The following is a 13,033-nucleotide window of genomic DNA, read 5'->3' as shown; positions in this document are numbered from 1 at the left end:
GGTGACGGCGGGTTTTTTATTATGCTTGATATCGCGATATCAGACGCCGCTCTGGCCGTCCGAACCGATATAGGCGATGCGCACCATGTTGGTCGCGCCCGGGGTGCCGAGCGGCACGCCGGCGGAGATGATGATGCGGTCGCCCGGCTTGCCGAAACCTTCGGACACGACGATGCGACAAGCGCGGTTCACCATATCGTCCAGATCGCTGGCGTCACCGGTAACCACGCAATGCAGGCCCCAGACGACCGACAGACGGCGTGCGGTCTGGATGATCGGCGAAAGCGCAATGATCGGAACCTGTGGCCGCTCGCGCGCGGCGCGCAGACCCGTTGTGCCGGACGAGGTGTAGGTGACGATCGCGGCGAGCTTCAGCGTTTCGGCAATCTGGCGGGCAGCAAGCGAAATGGCGTCTGCACCCGTCGCTTCCGGCTGTGGGCGCTGCGCGTAGATGATGTTGGAATAATAGGGGTCTTGTTCCACCGTGCTGGCGATGGATGCCATGGTCGATACGGCTTCGATCGGATAATCGCCGGAAGCGGACTCGGCCGAGAGCATGATGGCGTCGGCGCCTTCGAATACGGCAGTCGCAACGTCCGAAACTTCCGCACGGGTCGGAACCGGAGCTGTGATCATCGATTCCAGCATCTGCGTGGCAACGACAACCGGCTTGCCGGCACGACGGCAGGCGCGGGTCAGCTGTTTCTGGATGCCCGGAACGGCTTCCAGCGGCATTTCCACGCCGAGATCGCCGCGTGCGACCATCAATGCGTCGGAAAGCTCGATGATTTCTTCGATGCGCTCAATAGCCTGCGGCTTCTCGATCTTGGACATCAGGCCAACGCGACCGCGCGAAATCTTGCGCACTTCGGCCAGGTCTTCCGGGCGCTGAACGAAGGAAAGAGCAACCCAGTCCACTTCGTTGGTTGCAAGAACGGCGTCGAGGTCGACGCGGTCCTTGTCGGTCAGAACGCCGACGCCGAGCAGGGTGTCGGGCAGGCTAATGCCCTTGCGGTCGGAAATCCGGGTGCCCGAAACAACAGTGGTGACGATGCTCTTGCCGTCGCTCTTCTCAGCGCGCAGATGCAGCTTGCCGTCATCGATCAGCAGGCGGTGGCCAGGCTTGACCGCTTCGAGAATTTCAGGATGCGGCAGGAAAACGCGGGTGTTGTCGCCGGGCGTATCGTTATTGTCCAGCGTAAACGTCTGGCCGGGAACGAGATCAACCTTGGTTTCGGCAAATTTACCGACGCGCAGCTTGGGACCCTGCAAGTCGGCCAGAATGCCGATGGGACGGCCGTTACGGCTTTCGACGGAGCGAATACGCTCAATCAGCGTCCGCATCACGTCGTGGCTCGCATGGCTCATGTTGATGCGGAAGAGATCGGCGCCGGCCAGATGCAGCTTTTCGATCATTGCCTCGTCGGAAGAGGCGGGGCCGAGAGTTGCAAGAATTTTGACTTTGCGGTTACGCTTCATCAGTTTTGATTTCCCTGTGTGCCTGGCGTATCGGAAAGCTGGACCATCCAGCTGCCCTGTCTGCCCGTGTCATATTCCTTGAAACCCATTCTCTGGAAGCTGCGGGCATAACAATCGTCTACGCCGGCGATTTTGAACTCGTTTTCCGCCACGCACATGTTGACGTCACCGGTCCAACGGCCGCCGTGAGCGGCGTCCTCGGCATAAAGATAATAATAACGCGACTGCAACTCACCCTCTATCAGCGTTGCGCAGGTGGAGGAGGGGACCTGCCACCAACCTTCACTGACCCAGCCGTCCTGCGCCCGGTAGCCGATTGCGACCCCCACGAGGTTTTGCGTGCTGTTGCAGACGCGGAAATCCGCATGCGCGGCCTCCACGAAGACAAACGGGGTCAGAAACAATGCCGCTGCGGAGAAAAGACGGGCAAGATGCCGAAAGTGGCGAGGAAGAGCGAGAGATGACTGAGTCACGGCTTCCATCCGGATTCCATGGTTATAATGAACACACTTCTTGGCGTGGCCGCCAAAGAAAGTCAACGCGAGTTTAATCGATTATATTGTTCGTGGGATCGTGAGTGCGATAAGGTAGATGGCTGTTCTGTCGCCGAAACTTGCGCCCGGCCTCAAGCCATGCCATCAAGCTTTTCTCCTCAATCCTGCCCCAGAAAATTATCGATGAACGACTTCATACCCTATGAAATCATAGAAGGCGATTATGACAAAGGCATGGTTCTTCTGGCGGACCATGCCATGAACCTCCTGCCGGCACACTACGGCAAACTTGGTCTTCCGCAAACCGCTTTTCATCGTCACATCGCATTTGATATTGGCATTGAAGGGCTGACGCGCTCTCTTGCGGCCCGCCTCGGCGTGCCGGCCGTGCTTGGACGATTTTCGCGTCTCCTGATCGACCCCAATCGCGGCGAGGACGATCCGACCCTTATCATGAAGATTTCGGACGGGGCGATCATCCCCGGCAACCACCCGATTTCGGATGATGAATGGCAAAGACGGATCGAGTTTTTTCATCGTCCCTATCACAATGCCGTCGATCGCGTGCTCACCGGTGTAGCGCAGTCGTCGGGGGAAGCGCCGCTTGTTCTGTCGCTGCATTCGTACACGCCGTTCTGGAAAGAAACACCGCGGCCCTGGCATGCGGCGGTTCTGTGGGACACGGATAATCGTGCGGTCGATCCGCTTCTGGCGCATCTGCGCGCGACCGGCGACATTCTCGTTGGTGACAACGAACCCTATGACGGGGCGCTGAAGGGCGATACCATGTATCGCCATTGCATGATGAAGGGCATACCGCATGCGCTTCTTGAAGTTCGGCAGGATTTGATCGCGGATGAGGAAGGGATTGCCGAATGGTCGGACCGGCTCGCTCCCATTTTCGCCGCAATGAACGACGATCCCATTTTGCATGAATATGAGCTGTTCACCTCTCGCACCGGCCCCTACTGAGCCTGGAGCTGCCCCATGACGACACCGAATGACAAACAGCAGATTGAATTCGAGGCCGCCGCATTTCGCCGTCTCGTCGAGCATCTTCGCGAGCGTCACGATGTGCAGAACATCGACCTGATGAATCTCGCGGGCTTTTGCCGGAATTGCCTTTCCAACTGGTATGGGGAAGCCGCTAACGAGGCCGGCGTTGCACTCACCAAGGAGCAATCCCGGGAAATCGTCTACGGAATGCCCTATGAGGAGTGGAAGGAAAAATATCAGGCGGAGGCGAGCAACGCCCAGAAAGCCGCCTTTGAGCAGAACAAGCCAACGGAATAACCCCCGAGCGACGGAAACGACTTGACGTGAGGCCCGTCAGTGGGCAGGTCACAGGCCGGAATTTTTGCTGCCCGGCTGGCGGCGACCGGCGAAGGCTTCGCCTGGATTTAATGAACAAGGCTCACCCGAGCTGCTACCAATGAAGGATGATATGATGGACGAAACGAGCACCACCGAAACCGTCGCCGCCGCCGAACTGCGTCAATTCATCGAGCGCGTCGAGCGTCTCGAAGAGGAAAAGGCCGCCATTCAGGGAGACATCAAGGATGTCATGGGCGAGGCGAAGGGTCGTGGCTACGATACCAAGGCGATCCGCACCATCATCCGCCTGCGCAAGAAGGACGCCAACGAGCGTATCGAGGAAGAAACCATTCTTCAGACCTATATGGCTGCGCTTGGCATGGAATGATCGGTTGACGGTCCCACAATGAAAAATCGCCGCTTTTGCGGCGATTTTTGTTTGGATCGTCTGCGATATTCAGCTGCGAGTGCCAGCCAGCTTTTCAGAAAGGTCAGCGGCCTCTTTGCGGGCGTCCTTGTCCGCGGGATAGAGCGCGAGATAGCGTTCCCAGGCTTTCAGCGCCAGATCGTCACGGCCTGAGGCTTCGAGGATGTTTGCAAGGCTCGCCAATGCCGGAAAATAGCGCGGCTCCTTCTCCAGCGTCAGATTGATATCCGCCATCGCCTTTCGGGTGTCGCCATCCGCAAAATGCACCATGGCGCGGCGATAGGGCGCCTGCATGTAGTCCGGATCGAGTAAAATAGCCTGGTCGAGAAAATCGTAAGCGGCGGCGTTGCGCTTCTCGTCTGCGGCTTCGCCTGCCCACTGCATCAGGAGATTGATTGTCGCGCTGCCGGAATCGTTCCATTCGGAAGCGATCTGGTTGGCAATGCTGCGCGCCTTGACCGCATTCCGCTCTTTTTTCAGCGATGCGAAAAGACTGTCAACTGTCTTTGCAGGTGAAGGCGCAGCCTCCATGGCTGCGGGAGGCTGACTATCTGCCGCATGACCAAGGGACGCCATTCCTGAAAGCAGGAGGCCCGAAAGCAGGAAACCCTGAGCGACGATGATAGCCGTGCAAAAACGATTTGGGCGCATGGGTTAAAGCTTAACCCGACTGCGCCCAATATCAAATGCAAAGTTCTGCACTGTCAACAAAGTGATCCGCGATGTGATCGCGAACCGCAGTGGCACTCAATCAGCCCTGACGAGCCTTGAAGCGCGGGTTCTGCTTGTTGATGATGTAGACGCGGCCCTTGCGGCGAACCAGGCGGTTATCGCGATGACGGGCCTTAAGCGCTTTAAGCGAATTCTTGATTTTCATTTTACTGGTCCGCAGTTTTGCACGGCTTTTACCGTGCTTATTCAAACAATCAAAAGCGCGCAACGGGGCGCGCTCTTTTCGGTTGGCAGGCAAATACCCGTTTGACCCCTGCCTGTCAACACTTCCAGACGTCTTTGCCTTAAAAGACTGAGGCTTTTCCTGTGTGCAAAAGCTCGGTCACGTGGCCCATCTTGCGGCCAGGCCGTGCTTGTGTCTTGCCGTAAAGATGCACGAGACAGTCTTTTTTCGAAAGCCATGCTGGCACATCGTTGATGTCATCGCCGATGAGGTTCGTCATGACGCAATCCGAATGGCGGGCCGTGCTGCCGGGGACAAGACCGGAGACGGCTCGTATATGCTGTTCGAATTGCGAGACCACGCAGGCCGCTTCCGTCCAGTGGCCGGTATTGTGCACGCGCGGCGCCATTTCATTGGCAACGAGCGAACCATCTGGCAGCACGAAAAACTCGATGCCGATCACGCCGACATAGTCGAGCGCGGCCAGAAGCTTTTCCGCCGATTGCACGGCAACCGCCTTCGCCGCATCGGAGAGTGCTGCCGGCACGGTGGATGTATGCAGAATGCCGTTCAGATGAATGTTTTCGGCCGGATCGTAGCAGGTAACGGTGCCATCCCTGAAACGGGCGGCAATGATCGAGATTTCCCGCTCGAAAGCGACGAAGCTTTCGAGGATGAGCGGCACGCCACCGAGTGTTGCGAAGGCGCCTGCGATGTCCTCACCACCCTTGAAAAGCCTCTGGCCCTTGCCGTCATAGCCCATGCGGCGGGTTTTCAGCACACCCTTGCCACCAAAAGCGGCCAATGCCGCCTCCAGTTCTTCCTGATTATCCACGGCGCGGAAATCGGCGGTCGGAATGCCGCAACCGTTGAGGAAGCGTTTCTCCGTCAGCCTATCCTGCGAGGCGCTGAGAGCCTGCGGGGGGGGATAAACGGGAACTGAAGCGCTGAGCGTCTCGGCTGCGGTGACGGGTACGTTCTCGAATTCGTAGGTCACGACATCGCAAAGGCGAGCGAGTTCCGCAAGCGCCGTCTCGTCACCGTATTCCGCGACGATCTGGCTGTTGCAGACCTGCGCCGCCGGACAATCGGCTTGCGGTTCGAGAACGATGGTGCGGTGGTTGAGGCGTGCGGCTGCCATTGCCAGCATGCGGCCAAGCTGCCCGCCGCCGATGATGCCGATGGTGAGATTGTTCGTATTCATCGTCGTGTCAGAGGCTGTCACTGGGCGCTGTCCATGGGATATTCGGCAACGGCCGCTGACTGGCGCGCGCGCCATGCATCGAGCCGGTCTGCCAGGTCCTCGTCACCCAGCGCCAGAACCGCAGCTGCCAGAAGTGCGGCATTGATAGCGCCGGCCTTGCCGATGGCAAGCGTTCCGACGGGAATGCCAGCGGGCATCTGGACGATGGAATAGAGGCTGTCCTGCCCGGACATCGTCTTGGATTGTACCGGGACGCCGAAAACCGGCAGCGGGGTCATGGCGGCGGTCATGCCCGGCAGATGGGCGGCGCCGCCGGCACCCGCGATGATGACCTTGAAGCCTTCGTCTTTCGCGCCATTGGCAAAATCATAAAGGCGATCAGGCGTGCGGTGGGCGGAAATGATGCGGGCTTCGTATTCCACGTCCAGCGCGTCCAGCGTATCGGCGGCATTCTTCATGGTCTCCCAGTCGGACTGGCTGCCCATGATGATGGCGACGGGGGGTGTCTCTGCTGTCACTTCGCTTCTCCGGCTTACAGCATAGGCGCAAAAATCGATTTTGATTTCTGCAAGGCACGATGCGTAAATTCAATAGATTAGAGCGTCTCTCGTGCATCCGGCAGGAAGCACGGAAGCCACTCTAGGCAATGATATCGGGAATGACCTGATCTTCGATCTGGGTCATCTTGTCCTTGACGGCCAGCTTTTTCTTTTTCATGCGTTGTATTCTCAGCGCATCGCAGTTGGTCTGGATCATCGCGTTGATCGCAGCGTCATAATCCTCATGCTCCTGGCGCAGCCGCGCCAGCGTAAGCCTGATGTCCGCCTGGTCCTGATCGGGCATCTTGTCATCCCCATTTTATGCCAGCCGGAGAGCCTCCGGCGCGTATGTCATCGGTTCTCGAGCCTCTATCATCAAATCGCGGTAACGGGAAGTTATCCCTTGCGACCAAATTGCCCACTTATTGCCTTCATTTCGCCTTCGACAAGACCAACGATCCATGTCACATTGTCGTCGCAAACCTGAAACTCCAGCGATGGAGAGCTGGAGGTAGGCTTAAAAATGGAAGGACGTGCCGCATGACCATTCAGGCTCATATTGCATCGCTCGAAAAGAAACACGGTGCTCTGGAGGAGGAGCTCGAAAGTATTCTTGCTTCCCCGTCCTCTGACGATAGAGAGATCGCCGATCTCAAACGCCGTAAACTGCGCCTGAAGGATGAACTACAGAGGCTTCGCGCCTCCACAAGGCATTGATTGATGCCATTCCCCAGCCTTCGATGAAGGACTGACGGATTCTTTTTCGGCCCTGGCGGTACGTGCGTGCTGCCAGGGCTTTTTAGTGGCCGCCTTGGGTCTAGAAAGGCAGCCCGTCCCACAGCAGTTTCAGCGCCGCGATCAGCGCCATGGTATACATCAGCGGGTAGAACACTGATGGTTTCAGATATTTCACCACCCTTGCGCCGGCAAGCGTCGCCAGCATTGCCACCGGCAACAGGCTCGCCGATGTCTTGAGGTTGGTTGCATCAAGCGCTCCCAGCGCGAAATAGGGAATGAGCTTGATTGCATTCATGATCGCGAAGAAACGCACGCTCATGCCGGTATAGGTCTTGGGATCGAGCTTCAGCGGCAGAACATAGATCTGGAAGGGTGGGCCACCCGCATGGGCCACGAAACTCGCATAGCCGGACAGGCTGGACCAGAGTGTTGCGGCCACCGGACGCTGCGGTCTGGCCGGAATCTCCTGCCCTTTGCGGCTTTTGAAGCTCTCCTGGAAATAACGCAGTACGAACAGGATCGTCACCGAGGCGACGACGAGGCGCATGGCGTCTGCCGAGATGAGGCTTGATGTCGCCCAGCCGAGAGTAATGCCGGCGATCGCGCCCGGAAGCATGATGAGGAGCGTTTGCCGGTGGTTGTGGTGCCGCCAGGCCCATAGCGCCACAAGATCCATCACGATCAGGATCGGCAGGAAGATTGCCGCCGCCTGCACGGGCGGGATGGCAAGCGCCATCAGCGGCACGCCCATCAGTGCCAGCGCACCGCCCAACCCGCCCTTGGAAAGGCCGACAAGCACGACTGCGGGGATGGCGACGAGGAAAAAATGAAAATCGGTCAGCATGGATGAAGGTTGATCCTTTCGCCGGTCCGGTCTATCGGATTTATCATATCAAAACGAGTGCAGATAACGCCGAAAGTGTCTTCTGCCTGAAATGGACGAACCGATGACCAAAGTTGATAACCGTTGCCGCCTTGTTCTGATCGTCCCGCAATTGGACGACGCGCAAAAGCAGGCGACAGAATTGCAAGAAGCACTGCGAGGCGGCGATGTGGCTTCGGTCATCATTCCGCAATATGATCTGGATGACGCCACTTTCCAGAAACGCGCCGAATTGATCGTGCCGATGGTGCAGGAGGCTGGTGCCGCTGCCCTTATCGCGGGCGACAGCCGCGTTGCGAGCCGGGTGAAGGCGGATGGCCTGCATGTGGCGGGCAATGCCGAGGCGCTTGCGGAGGCCGTGGAAAATTTCGCGCCGAAGCTGATCGTTGGCGGCGGCAATGCCGATGATCGGCATAAGGCTCTGGAGATGGGTGAGTCCAATCCGGACTACGTGTTTTTTGGAAAGCTCGAAGGCGACATCAAGCCGGAAGCGCATCCCAAAAATCTGGCACTCGGTGAATGGTGGGCATCGATGATCGAGATTCCATCCATCGTCATGGGCGGCACCGATATCTCTTCGGTGGTTGCCGTGGCCGAAGCCGGCGTGGAATTCGTGGCGATGCGCAGCGGCGTTTTTGACAATGCCTCAGGTGCTGCCCAGGCCGTTTCTGAAATCAACGCGTTGCTTGACGAAAAAGCGCCACGGTTTGACGGTTGATACAGGCGATGTTGATGCGCTCGGTTCACGTCTGCCTTTCTATTTCGCTGCTGGCGCTGTCTTTCGGCGCGCCGGCGGGCGTCGCTTTTGCCCAATCCGGACCGCAAAGCGAAAGCAACGCGCTTTCCCGCCAGTTGGAGGATGAGGCGCAGCCTTCCCGTCAGGGCAGGGTGCAATCCGAAGAGCAGAAGGACTTGCAACCGTCGCAGGGCGTCAACGTCTATCAGCGCATGGGCGCGGACCTGCCGGCCTTGCCGCCTGAAAAGGAGTTCAAGGGCCGGGTGGATGAGGCCTATGGGCATTTCCAGCGCGGCGAATATGTCCAGGCGCTCGACAAGGCGCTCAACCGTGCGCAGAACGGCGATGCGGCCGCCCAGACGCTGGTGGCGGAAATGATGTCGCGTGGTCTCGGCATCGCCCGCGACGAAAAGACCGCGGCCTTCTGGTACCAGCAGGCGGCACAGGGTGGCGATCCCGTCGCGATGTTCAAATTCGCCCTCATTTTGATGGAGGGCAAGTTCGTTACCCGCGACAAGGCGAAGGCCGACGATTACATGCACCGTGCGGCGGAAGCCGGCAATGCTTCGGCTCAGTTCAACTGGGGGCAGATACTGGTTTCGGAAAATCCCGGCGTAAAGGGATTGCTGATGGCCATGCCGTATTATGAAAAGTCCGCCGAGCAGGGCATTGCCGACGCGCAATATGCGGTGTCGCAGATCTACCACTCGGTCAAGGATGTGCCGGCCGAAAAGAAGGCCAAGGCGCGCGATTGGCTGACGCGGGCCGCAAAGGCCGGCTACGATACCGCGCAGGTCGATCTCGGCATCTGGCTGGTCAACGGTTTTGGCGGCGAGCGAAATCTGGATGAAGGCTTCCGCTGGCTTTACGGTGCTGCACAGCGCGGCAACGTCGTGGCGCAGAACAAGGTGGCGCATCTTTACATTCAGGCGCTCGGCACACGGCCCGATCCGGTGGAGGCGGCCAAATGGTACGTGCTTTCCCGCCGCGCCGGGCTGAAGGATCCCTCTCTCGAGGATTTTTATCTCGGGATCACCGACGAGCAGCAGAAAAAGGCTATCGAGGCGGCAAATCGTTTCCGTCCGATGTGATGCAGGGCCGGTTGTTCGGCGCCAGCGTGCATGTGCAGGCTTTTTGCCTTGAATTTCCGCGCGTTTTGTGGTCTTGAACCGCAAACTTTCAATTCAAGAAAATAATGACGTTCCTGCCCGGCTAGCTTGCGGGTGGTTCGCAAGCTTTCCAGGAAACAAATTCGATGGCACGTTCAGCCCTTCTCAATGTGATGGTTCAGGCCGCCCTCAAGGCGGGTAAGTCTTTGTCGCGTGACTTCGGTGAAGTGCAGAACCTTCAGGTTTCGGTCAAGGGACCGAGCGATTTCGTATCGCAGGCGGACCTCAAGGCTGAAAAGATCGTGCGCGACGAGCTGATGAAAGCCCGCCCCACCTACGATTTTCTGGGTGAGGAAGGCGGCGAGGAAAAGGGCAGTGATGGTGCGCATCGCTGGATCGTCGACCCGCTGGATGGCACGACCAACTTCCTGCACGGCATTCCGCATTTCGCCGTTTCCATCGCGCTCGAGCGTAACGGAGAAGTCGTAGCCGGCGTGATTTTCAATCCCGCGACCGACGAACTCTACACCGCCGAGCGTGGCGGCGGCGCGTTCCTTAATGATCGTCGTATCCGCGTTGCCGCGCGCAAGGCCTTGACGGATTGCGTCATCGGCTGCGGTGTGCCCCATCTCGGTCGCGGCAATCACGGCAAATTCCTTGTCGAACTTCGCCATGTCATGGGTGAAGCGGCCGGCATCCGCCGCATGGGTGCTGCAGCACTCGACCTTGCCTATGTTGCAGCAGGTCGCCTCGACGGTTTCTGGGAAGCAGAGCTTTCGCCGTGGGATATGGCGGCCGGTCTGGTGCTGATTCGCGAAGCTGGCGGGTTCACCTCCGACGCCAAGGGCGGCGCGGATATCTTCGGCAGCGGCAGTGTTGCTGCCGGAAACGAATATATCCACAAGGCACTTGTGGAAGTTGCCAACCGTCCGATTCCGGGTCGTTGATCGATTTCGGCAGAAAACCTGCCGTTTAATCCAGGTTTTAGGCGCCCGGCGAACTATCGCCGGGCGTTTTTGTTTTTTCGGTCTTCGGTCAAGCCGGCTTTCGTGAAATGCCTGTGACGAAAGACAGGCTTTTCGCTTCAAATCGTCGCAATTTTCAAATAGCGTCCGGTTGATACGTGACCGAAGGGAATGCGAACGTTATGGCGGATTCGGAGTTGCTCGATCTCGGCGTGGAAAAGCCGGTGACCACACGGCAATACAGCCACAAGCTGTCCAGCCCCACACCGTTTCTGTGGACGATGGTTCTGTTTCTGATCCTCGTCGGCTTTCTGGCGGCCATTCTTTACCGGCAGGCGCACACGGCCTTCATGACGAATCCGGGCTTGAACGGCTTCATTCTCGGCGTCCTCGTCATCGGCATCATTCTGGTATTCACGCAGACCATGAGCCTGCGTTCGGAAGTCCGCTGGTTTAACGCATTCCGGGCCGCCGGCAGCGCCGAGAAAGTCGGCCGCGCTCCAAAACTGCTGGCCCCCATGAGCACGTTGATCGGCAAGCGTGGCGAAGTCCGGCTTTCTGCAGTTACGCAGCGGACAATTCTCGATTCCATCGCGACACGCCTTGATGAATCGCGCGATACTTCACGTTATCTTGTCGGCCTTCTGGTGTTTCTCGGCCTGCTCGGCACCTTCTGGGGTCTGATCGGCACCATCGGCGCCATCAGCAATGTCATTCAGTCGCTCGATCCCAGCGCCGGCACCAGCAACGATATTCTAAGCTCGCTCAAGTCCGGTCTCACCGCGCCGCTTTCCGGCATGGGAACGGCGTTTTCCTCGTCGCTCCTCGGCCTTTCAGGCTCGCTGATCCTCGGTTTCCTCGATCTTCAGGCCGGCCGTGCCCAGAACCGTTTTTACACCCAGCTCGAAAACTGGCTGTCGTCGGTGACGGATACGTCGGCGGATGGGCCAAGGGAATTCAACGCTGAACCCGGCGCAATGGTCAGCACTGAGCGCTCGCTCGCCGCCATGACGAGTCTTGCTGAAGGCATTCAAGGTCTGGTCAAGAACATGCGCAGCGAGCAGCAGATGTTGCGTGACTGGATCGAGGCGCAGCAGGAGGAATCGAAATCGCTTCGCCGCACGCTCGACCGGTTGTCGACACGTATCGACGGCGAGACAAAATCCTCCGGACGCACCCGGCACGATAACGGGAGCGAGTAGCCATGGCGCTTGCGCGCAACCGCCGCCGCGACAGGGGTGTGGATTATTGGCCGGGTTTCGTCGATGCGCTGTCGACGCTGCTCATGGCCATCATGTTCCTGCTGACGGTCTTCGTGCTGGCGCAATTTGTTCTGTCGCGGGAAATTAGTGGCAAGGACGAGGTGTTGACCCGCCTCAACAGCCAGATTGCCGAATTGACCGAACTTCTGGCCATGGAAAAGGGCAGCAAGCAGGATATCGAGGACGCGCTGGCGAGCCTGCAATCAACCCTTGCCGCATCTGAAAGCGAGCGCTCACGTCTGCAGTCGCTTCTCGATGCGGGATCGGGCAACAATGCAAGCGCCAATGCCCGGATTGGCAGCCTGACCGGCGAGCTGGATGACCAAAGACAGGCCAATTCCCGCGCCTCCGCACAGATCGAATTGCTCAACCAGCAGATTGCGGCGCTCAGGGCGCAGATCGCATCGGTGGAAGCCGCCCTGCAGGCGTCGGAAGCCAAGGATACCTCATCACAAGTCAAGATCGCCGATCTCGGCCGCCGTCTCAATGTTGCGCTGGCGCAGCGGGTTCAGGAACTCAACCGCTATCGTTCTGATTTTTTTGGGCGTCTGCGTGAAATCCTCTCGGATCGCGAAAACATTCGCATCGTCGGCGACCGCTTTGTCTTCCAGTCCGAAGTGCTCTTTCCATCCGGTGGTAACGACCTCAATCCGCAAGGGCAGGCGGAGATGGAGAAGCTGGCGGCCGCGCTGATCGATCTTGCCAAGGAAATCCCCACCGAGATCAACTGGGTTCTGCGCGTGGATGGCCACACGGACAATGTCCAGCTTTCCGGGTCCGGTCGCTTCCGTGACAATTGGGAACTTTCCTCGGCACGCGCAACCTCCGTGGTGAAGTTCCTGATCTCCAAGGGTGTTCCGGCCAACCGGCTGGTCGCTGCCGGTTTCGGTGAATATCAGCCGATTGCCGAAGGCGACACGCCGGAAGCACGCCAGCAGAACCGCCGTATCGAACTGAAGCTCACCGAGCGCTGACACCTTAAGCCGTA

17 protein-coding genes are annotated in these 13,033 nt (G+C 58.6%); 9 read left to right on the top strand and 8 right to left on the bottom strand.

Annotated elements, in window-relative coordinates; all coding sequences use genetic code 11:
- Positions 1–39: 39 nt before the first annotated feature.
- Both pyk and AB4Z23_RS06945 read right to left on the bottom strand, forming a co-directional pair.
- Entirely contained in the window at positions 40–1,479 is a 1,440-nt protein-coding gene (pyk, locus tag AB4Z23_RS06950) for a pyruvate kinase (protein WP_003511440.1), read from the bottom strand.
- The gene (locus tag AB4Z23_RS06945; protein WP_370647635.1) at positions 1,479–1,883 is read right to left on the bottom strand and encodes a DUF1036 domain-containing protein; all 405 of its coding nucleotides are present in this window, start codon (positions 1,881–1,883) and stop codon (positions 1,479–1,481) included. The genes pyk and AB4Z23_RS06945 overlap by 1 nt, the downstream gene beginning before the upstream one ends.
- A 273-nt stretch (positions 1,884–2,156) precedes the next feature.
- Here AB4Z23_RS06945 and AB4Z23_RS06940 point away from each other — a divergent pair, with 273 nt between their 5' ends.
- From AB4Z23_RS06940 to AB4Z23_RS06930, 3 genes are all read left to right on the top strand, one after another.
- Positions 2,157–2,945 (top strand): N-formylglutamate amidohydrolase, encoded by a 789-nt coding sequence (locus tag AB4Z23_RS06940; RefSeq protein WP_035199675.1) that lies wholly within the window; start codon positions 2,157–2,159, stop codon positions 2,943–2,945.
- Positions 2,946–2,960: 15 nt separating this feature from the next.
- Positions 2,961–3,266, top strand: a complete 306-nt coding sequence (locus AB4Z23_RS06935; protein WP_025595382.1) for a DUF1244 domain-containing protein — start codon at positions 2,961–2,963, stop codon at positions 3,264–3,266.
- A gap of 151 nt (positions 3,267–3,417) precedes the next feature.
- Positions 3,418–3,675 (top strand): DUF2312 domain-containing protein, encoded by a 258-nt coding sequence (locus AB4Z23_RS06930; protein ID WP_006314683.1) that lies wholly within the window; start codon positions 3,418–3,420, stop codon positions 3,673–3,675.
- A 69-nt stretch (positions 3,676–3,744) separates the two neighbouring features.
- Here AB4Z23_RS06930 and AB4Z23_RS06925 read toward each other — a convergent pair whose 3' ends face one another.
- The 5 genes from AB4Z23_RS06925 to AB4Z23_RS06905 form a co-directional block, all read right to left on the bottom strand.
- On the bottom strand, positions 3,745–4,365 hold the full coding sequence (locus tag AB4Z23_RS06925; protein WP_025595383.1) for a tetratricopeptide repeat protein: 621 nt from the start codon (positions 4,363–4,365) through the stop codon (positions 3,745–3,747).
- A gap of 100 nt (positions 4,366–4,465) precedes the next feature.
- Positions 4,466–4,591 (bottom strand): type B 50S ribosomal protein L36, encoded by a 126-nt coding sequence (gene ykgO / locus AB4Z23_RS06920; RefSeq protein WP_003497670.1) that lies wholly within the window; start codon positions 4,589–4,591, stop codon positions 4,466–4,468.
- Between the two features lie 139 nt (positions 4,592–4,730).
- Positions 4,731–5,813: a 5-(carboxyamino)imidazole ribonucleotide synthase gene (locus AB4Z23_RS06915; protein ID WP_025595384.1), complete on the bottom strand. Its 1,083-nt coding sequence runs from the start codon at positions 5,811–5,813 to the stop codon at positions 4,731–4,733.
- Between the two features lie 17 nt (positions 5,814–5,830).
- Positions 5,831–6,298: a 5-(carboxyamino)imidazole ribonucleotide mutase gene (purE, locus tag AB4Z23_RS06910; protein WP_034501985.1), complete on the bottom strand. Its 468-nt coding sequence runs from the start codon at positions 6,296–6,298 to the stop codon at positions 5,831–5,833.
- A gap of 154 nt (positions 6,299–6,452) precedes the next feature.
- The gene (locus AB4Z23_RS06905; RefSeq protein ID WP_003511431.1) at positions 6,453–6,656 is read right to left on the bottom strand and encodes a YdcH family protein; all 204 of its coding nucleotides are present in this window, start codon (positions 6,654–6,656) and stop codon (positions 6,453–6,455) included.
- 236 nt (positions 6,657–6,892) lie between these two features.
- On the opposite strand from AB4Z23_RS06905, the gene AB4Z23_RS06900 reads away from it, so the two are divergent.
- Positions 6,893–7,069, top strand: coding sequence for a YdcH family protein (locus AB4Z23_RS06900; protein ID WP_003511430.1), 177 nt, complete (start codon positions 6,893–6,895; stop codon positions 7,067–7,069).
- A 100-nt stretch (positions 7,070–7,169) separates the two neighbouring features.
- Here the strand turns inward: AB4Z23_RS06900 and AB4Z23_RS06895 are convergent, their stop codons facing one another.
- A complete protein-coding gene (locus tag AB4Z23_RS06895) occupies positions 7,170–7,934 on the bottom strand; it encodes a sulfite exporter TauE/SafE family protein (RefSeq protein ID WP_003511429.1) in 765 nt (254 codons plus the stop codon).
- Between the two features lie 103 nt (positions 7,935–8,037).
- On the opposite strand from AB4Z23_RS06895, the gene AB4Z23_RS06890 reads away from it, so the two are divergent.
- The 5 genes from AB4Z23_RS06890 to AB4Z23_RS06870 all read left to right on the top strand — a co-directional run bounded on the left by AB4Z23_RS06890 (position 8,038) and on the right by AB4Z23_RS06870 (position 13,019).
- Positions 8,038–8,691 carry a thiamine phosphate synthase gene (locus tag AB4Z23_RS06890; RefSeq protein WP_003511427.1) on the top strand — a complete coding sequence of 218 codons (654 nt, stop codon included), beginning with the start codon at positions 8,038–8,040 and terminating at the stop codon, positions 8,689–8,691.
- Positions 8,692–8,699: 8 nt separating this feature from the next.
- Positions 8,700–9,800 (top strand): tetratricopeptide repeat protein, encoded by a 1,101-nt coding sequence (locus AB4Z23_RS06885; protein WP_013761840.1) that lies wholly within the window; start codon positions 8,700–8,702, stop codon positions 9,798–9,800.
- Between the two features lie 164 nt (positions 9,801–9,964).
- Positions 9,965–10,765: an inositol monophosphatase family protein gene (locus tag AB4Z23_RS06880; RefSeq protein WP_003511424.1), complete on the top strand. Its 801-nt coding sequence runs from the start codon at positions 9,965–9,967 to the stop codon at positions 10,763–10,765.
- A gap of 200 nt (positions 10,766–10,965) precedes the next feature.
- On the top strand, positions 10,966–11,985 hold the full coding sequence (locus AB4Z23_RS06875; protein WP_025595386.1) for a hypothetical protein: 1,020 nt from the start codon (positions 10,966–10,968) through the stop codon (positions 11,983–11,985).
- Positions 11,986–11,987: 2 nt separating this feature from the next.
- Entirely contained in the window at positions 11,988–13,019 is a 1,032-nt protein-coding gene (locus AB4Z23_RS06870) for a peptidoglycan -binding protein (protein ID WP_003511422.1), read from the top strand.
- The last annotated feature ends 14 nt before the right edge of the window (positions 13,020–13,033 follow it).

The organism is Agrobacterium sp. MCAB5 (assembly GCF_052114365.1).
Lineage (GTDB): Bacteria > Pseudomonadota > Alphaproteobacteria > Rhizobiales > Rhizobiaceae > Agrobacterium > Agrobacterium tumefaciens.
The sequence above is the reverse complement of the archived record's forward strand: the minus strand, read 5'-3'. Positions and strand labels throughout refer to the sequence as shown.

What these genes read in the sequence shown, in the direction of transcription:
- AB4Z23_RS06875 (WP_025595386.1), top strand. Translation starts at nt 10,966, where the DNA reads ATGGCGGATTCGGAGTTGCTCGATCTCGGCGTGGAAAAGCCGGTGACC.
- AB4Z23_RS06890 (WP_003511427.1), top strand. Translation starts at nt 8,038, where the DNA reads ATGACCAAAGTTGATAACCGTTGCCGCCTTGTTCTGATCGTCCCGCAA.
- AB4Z23_RS06895 (WP_003511429.1), bottom strand. Translation starts at nt 7,934, where the DNA reads ATGCTGACCGATTTTCATTTTTTCCTCGTCGCCATCCCCGCAGTCGTG.
- AB4Z23_RS06885 (WP_013761840.1), top strand. Translation starts at nt 8,700, where the DNA reads ATGTTGATGCGCTCGGTTCACGTCTGCCTTTCTATTTCGCTGCTGGCG.
- AB4Z23_RS06940 (WP_035199675.1), top strand. Translation starts at nt 2,157, where the DNA reads ATGAACGACTTCATACCCTATGAAATCATAGAAGGCGATTATGACAAA.
- AB4Z23_RS06870 (WP_003511422.1), top strand. Translation starts at nt 11,988, where the DNA reads ATGGCGCTTGCGCGCAACCGCCGCCGCGACAGGGGTGTGGATTATTGG.
- AB4Z23_RS06905 (WP_003511431.1), bottom strand. Translation starts at nt 6,656, where the DNA reads ATGCCCGATCAGGACCAGGCGGACATCAGGCTTACGCTGGCGCGGCTG.
- AB4Z23_RS06925 (WP_025595383.1), bottom strand. Translation starts at nt 4,365, where the DNA reads ATGCGCCCAAATCGTTTTTGCACGGCTATCATCGTCGCTCAGGGTTTC.
- AB4Z23_RS06880 (WP_003511424.1), top strand. Translation starts at nt 9,965, where the DNA reads ATGGCACGTTCAGCCCTTCTCAATGTGATGGTTCAGGCCGCCCTCAAG.
- ykgO (WP_003497670.1), bottom strand. Translation starts at nt 4,591, where the DNA reads ATGAAAATCAAGAATTCGCTTAAAGCGCTTAAGGCCCGTCATCGCGAT.
- AB4Z23_RS06935 (WP_025595382.1), top strand. Translation starts at nt 2,961, where the DNA reads ATGACGACACCGAATGACAAACAGCAGATTGAATTCGAGGCCGCCGCA.
- AB4Z23_RS06930 (WP_006314683.1), top strand. Translation starts at nt 3,418, where the DNA reads ATGATGGACGAAACGAGCACCACCGAAACCGTCGCCGCCGCCGAACTG.
- pyk (WP_003511440.1), bottom strand. Translation starts at nt 1,479, where the DNA reads ATGAAGCGTAACCGCAAAGTCAAAATTCTTGCAACTCTCGGCCCCGCC.
- AB4Z23_RS06915 (WP_025595384.1), bottom strand. Translation starts at nt 5,813, where the DNA reads ATGAATACGAACAATCTCACCATCGGCATCATCGGCGGCGGGCAGCTT.
- purE (WP_034501985.1), bottom strand. Translation starts at nt 6,298, where the DNA reads ATGGGCAGCCAGTCCGACTGGGAGACCATGAAGAATGCCGCCGATACG.
- AB4Z23_RS06900 (WP_003511430.1), top strand. Translation starts at nt 6,893, where the DNA reads ATGACCATTCAGGCTCATATTGCATCGCTCGAAAAGAAACACGGTGCT.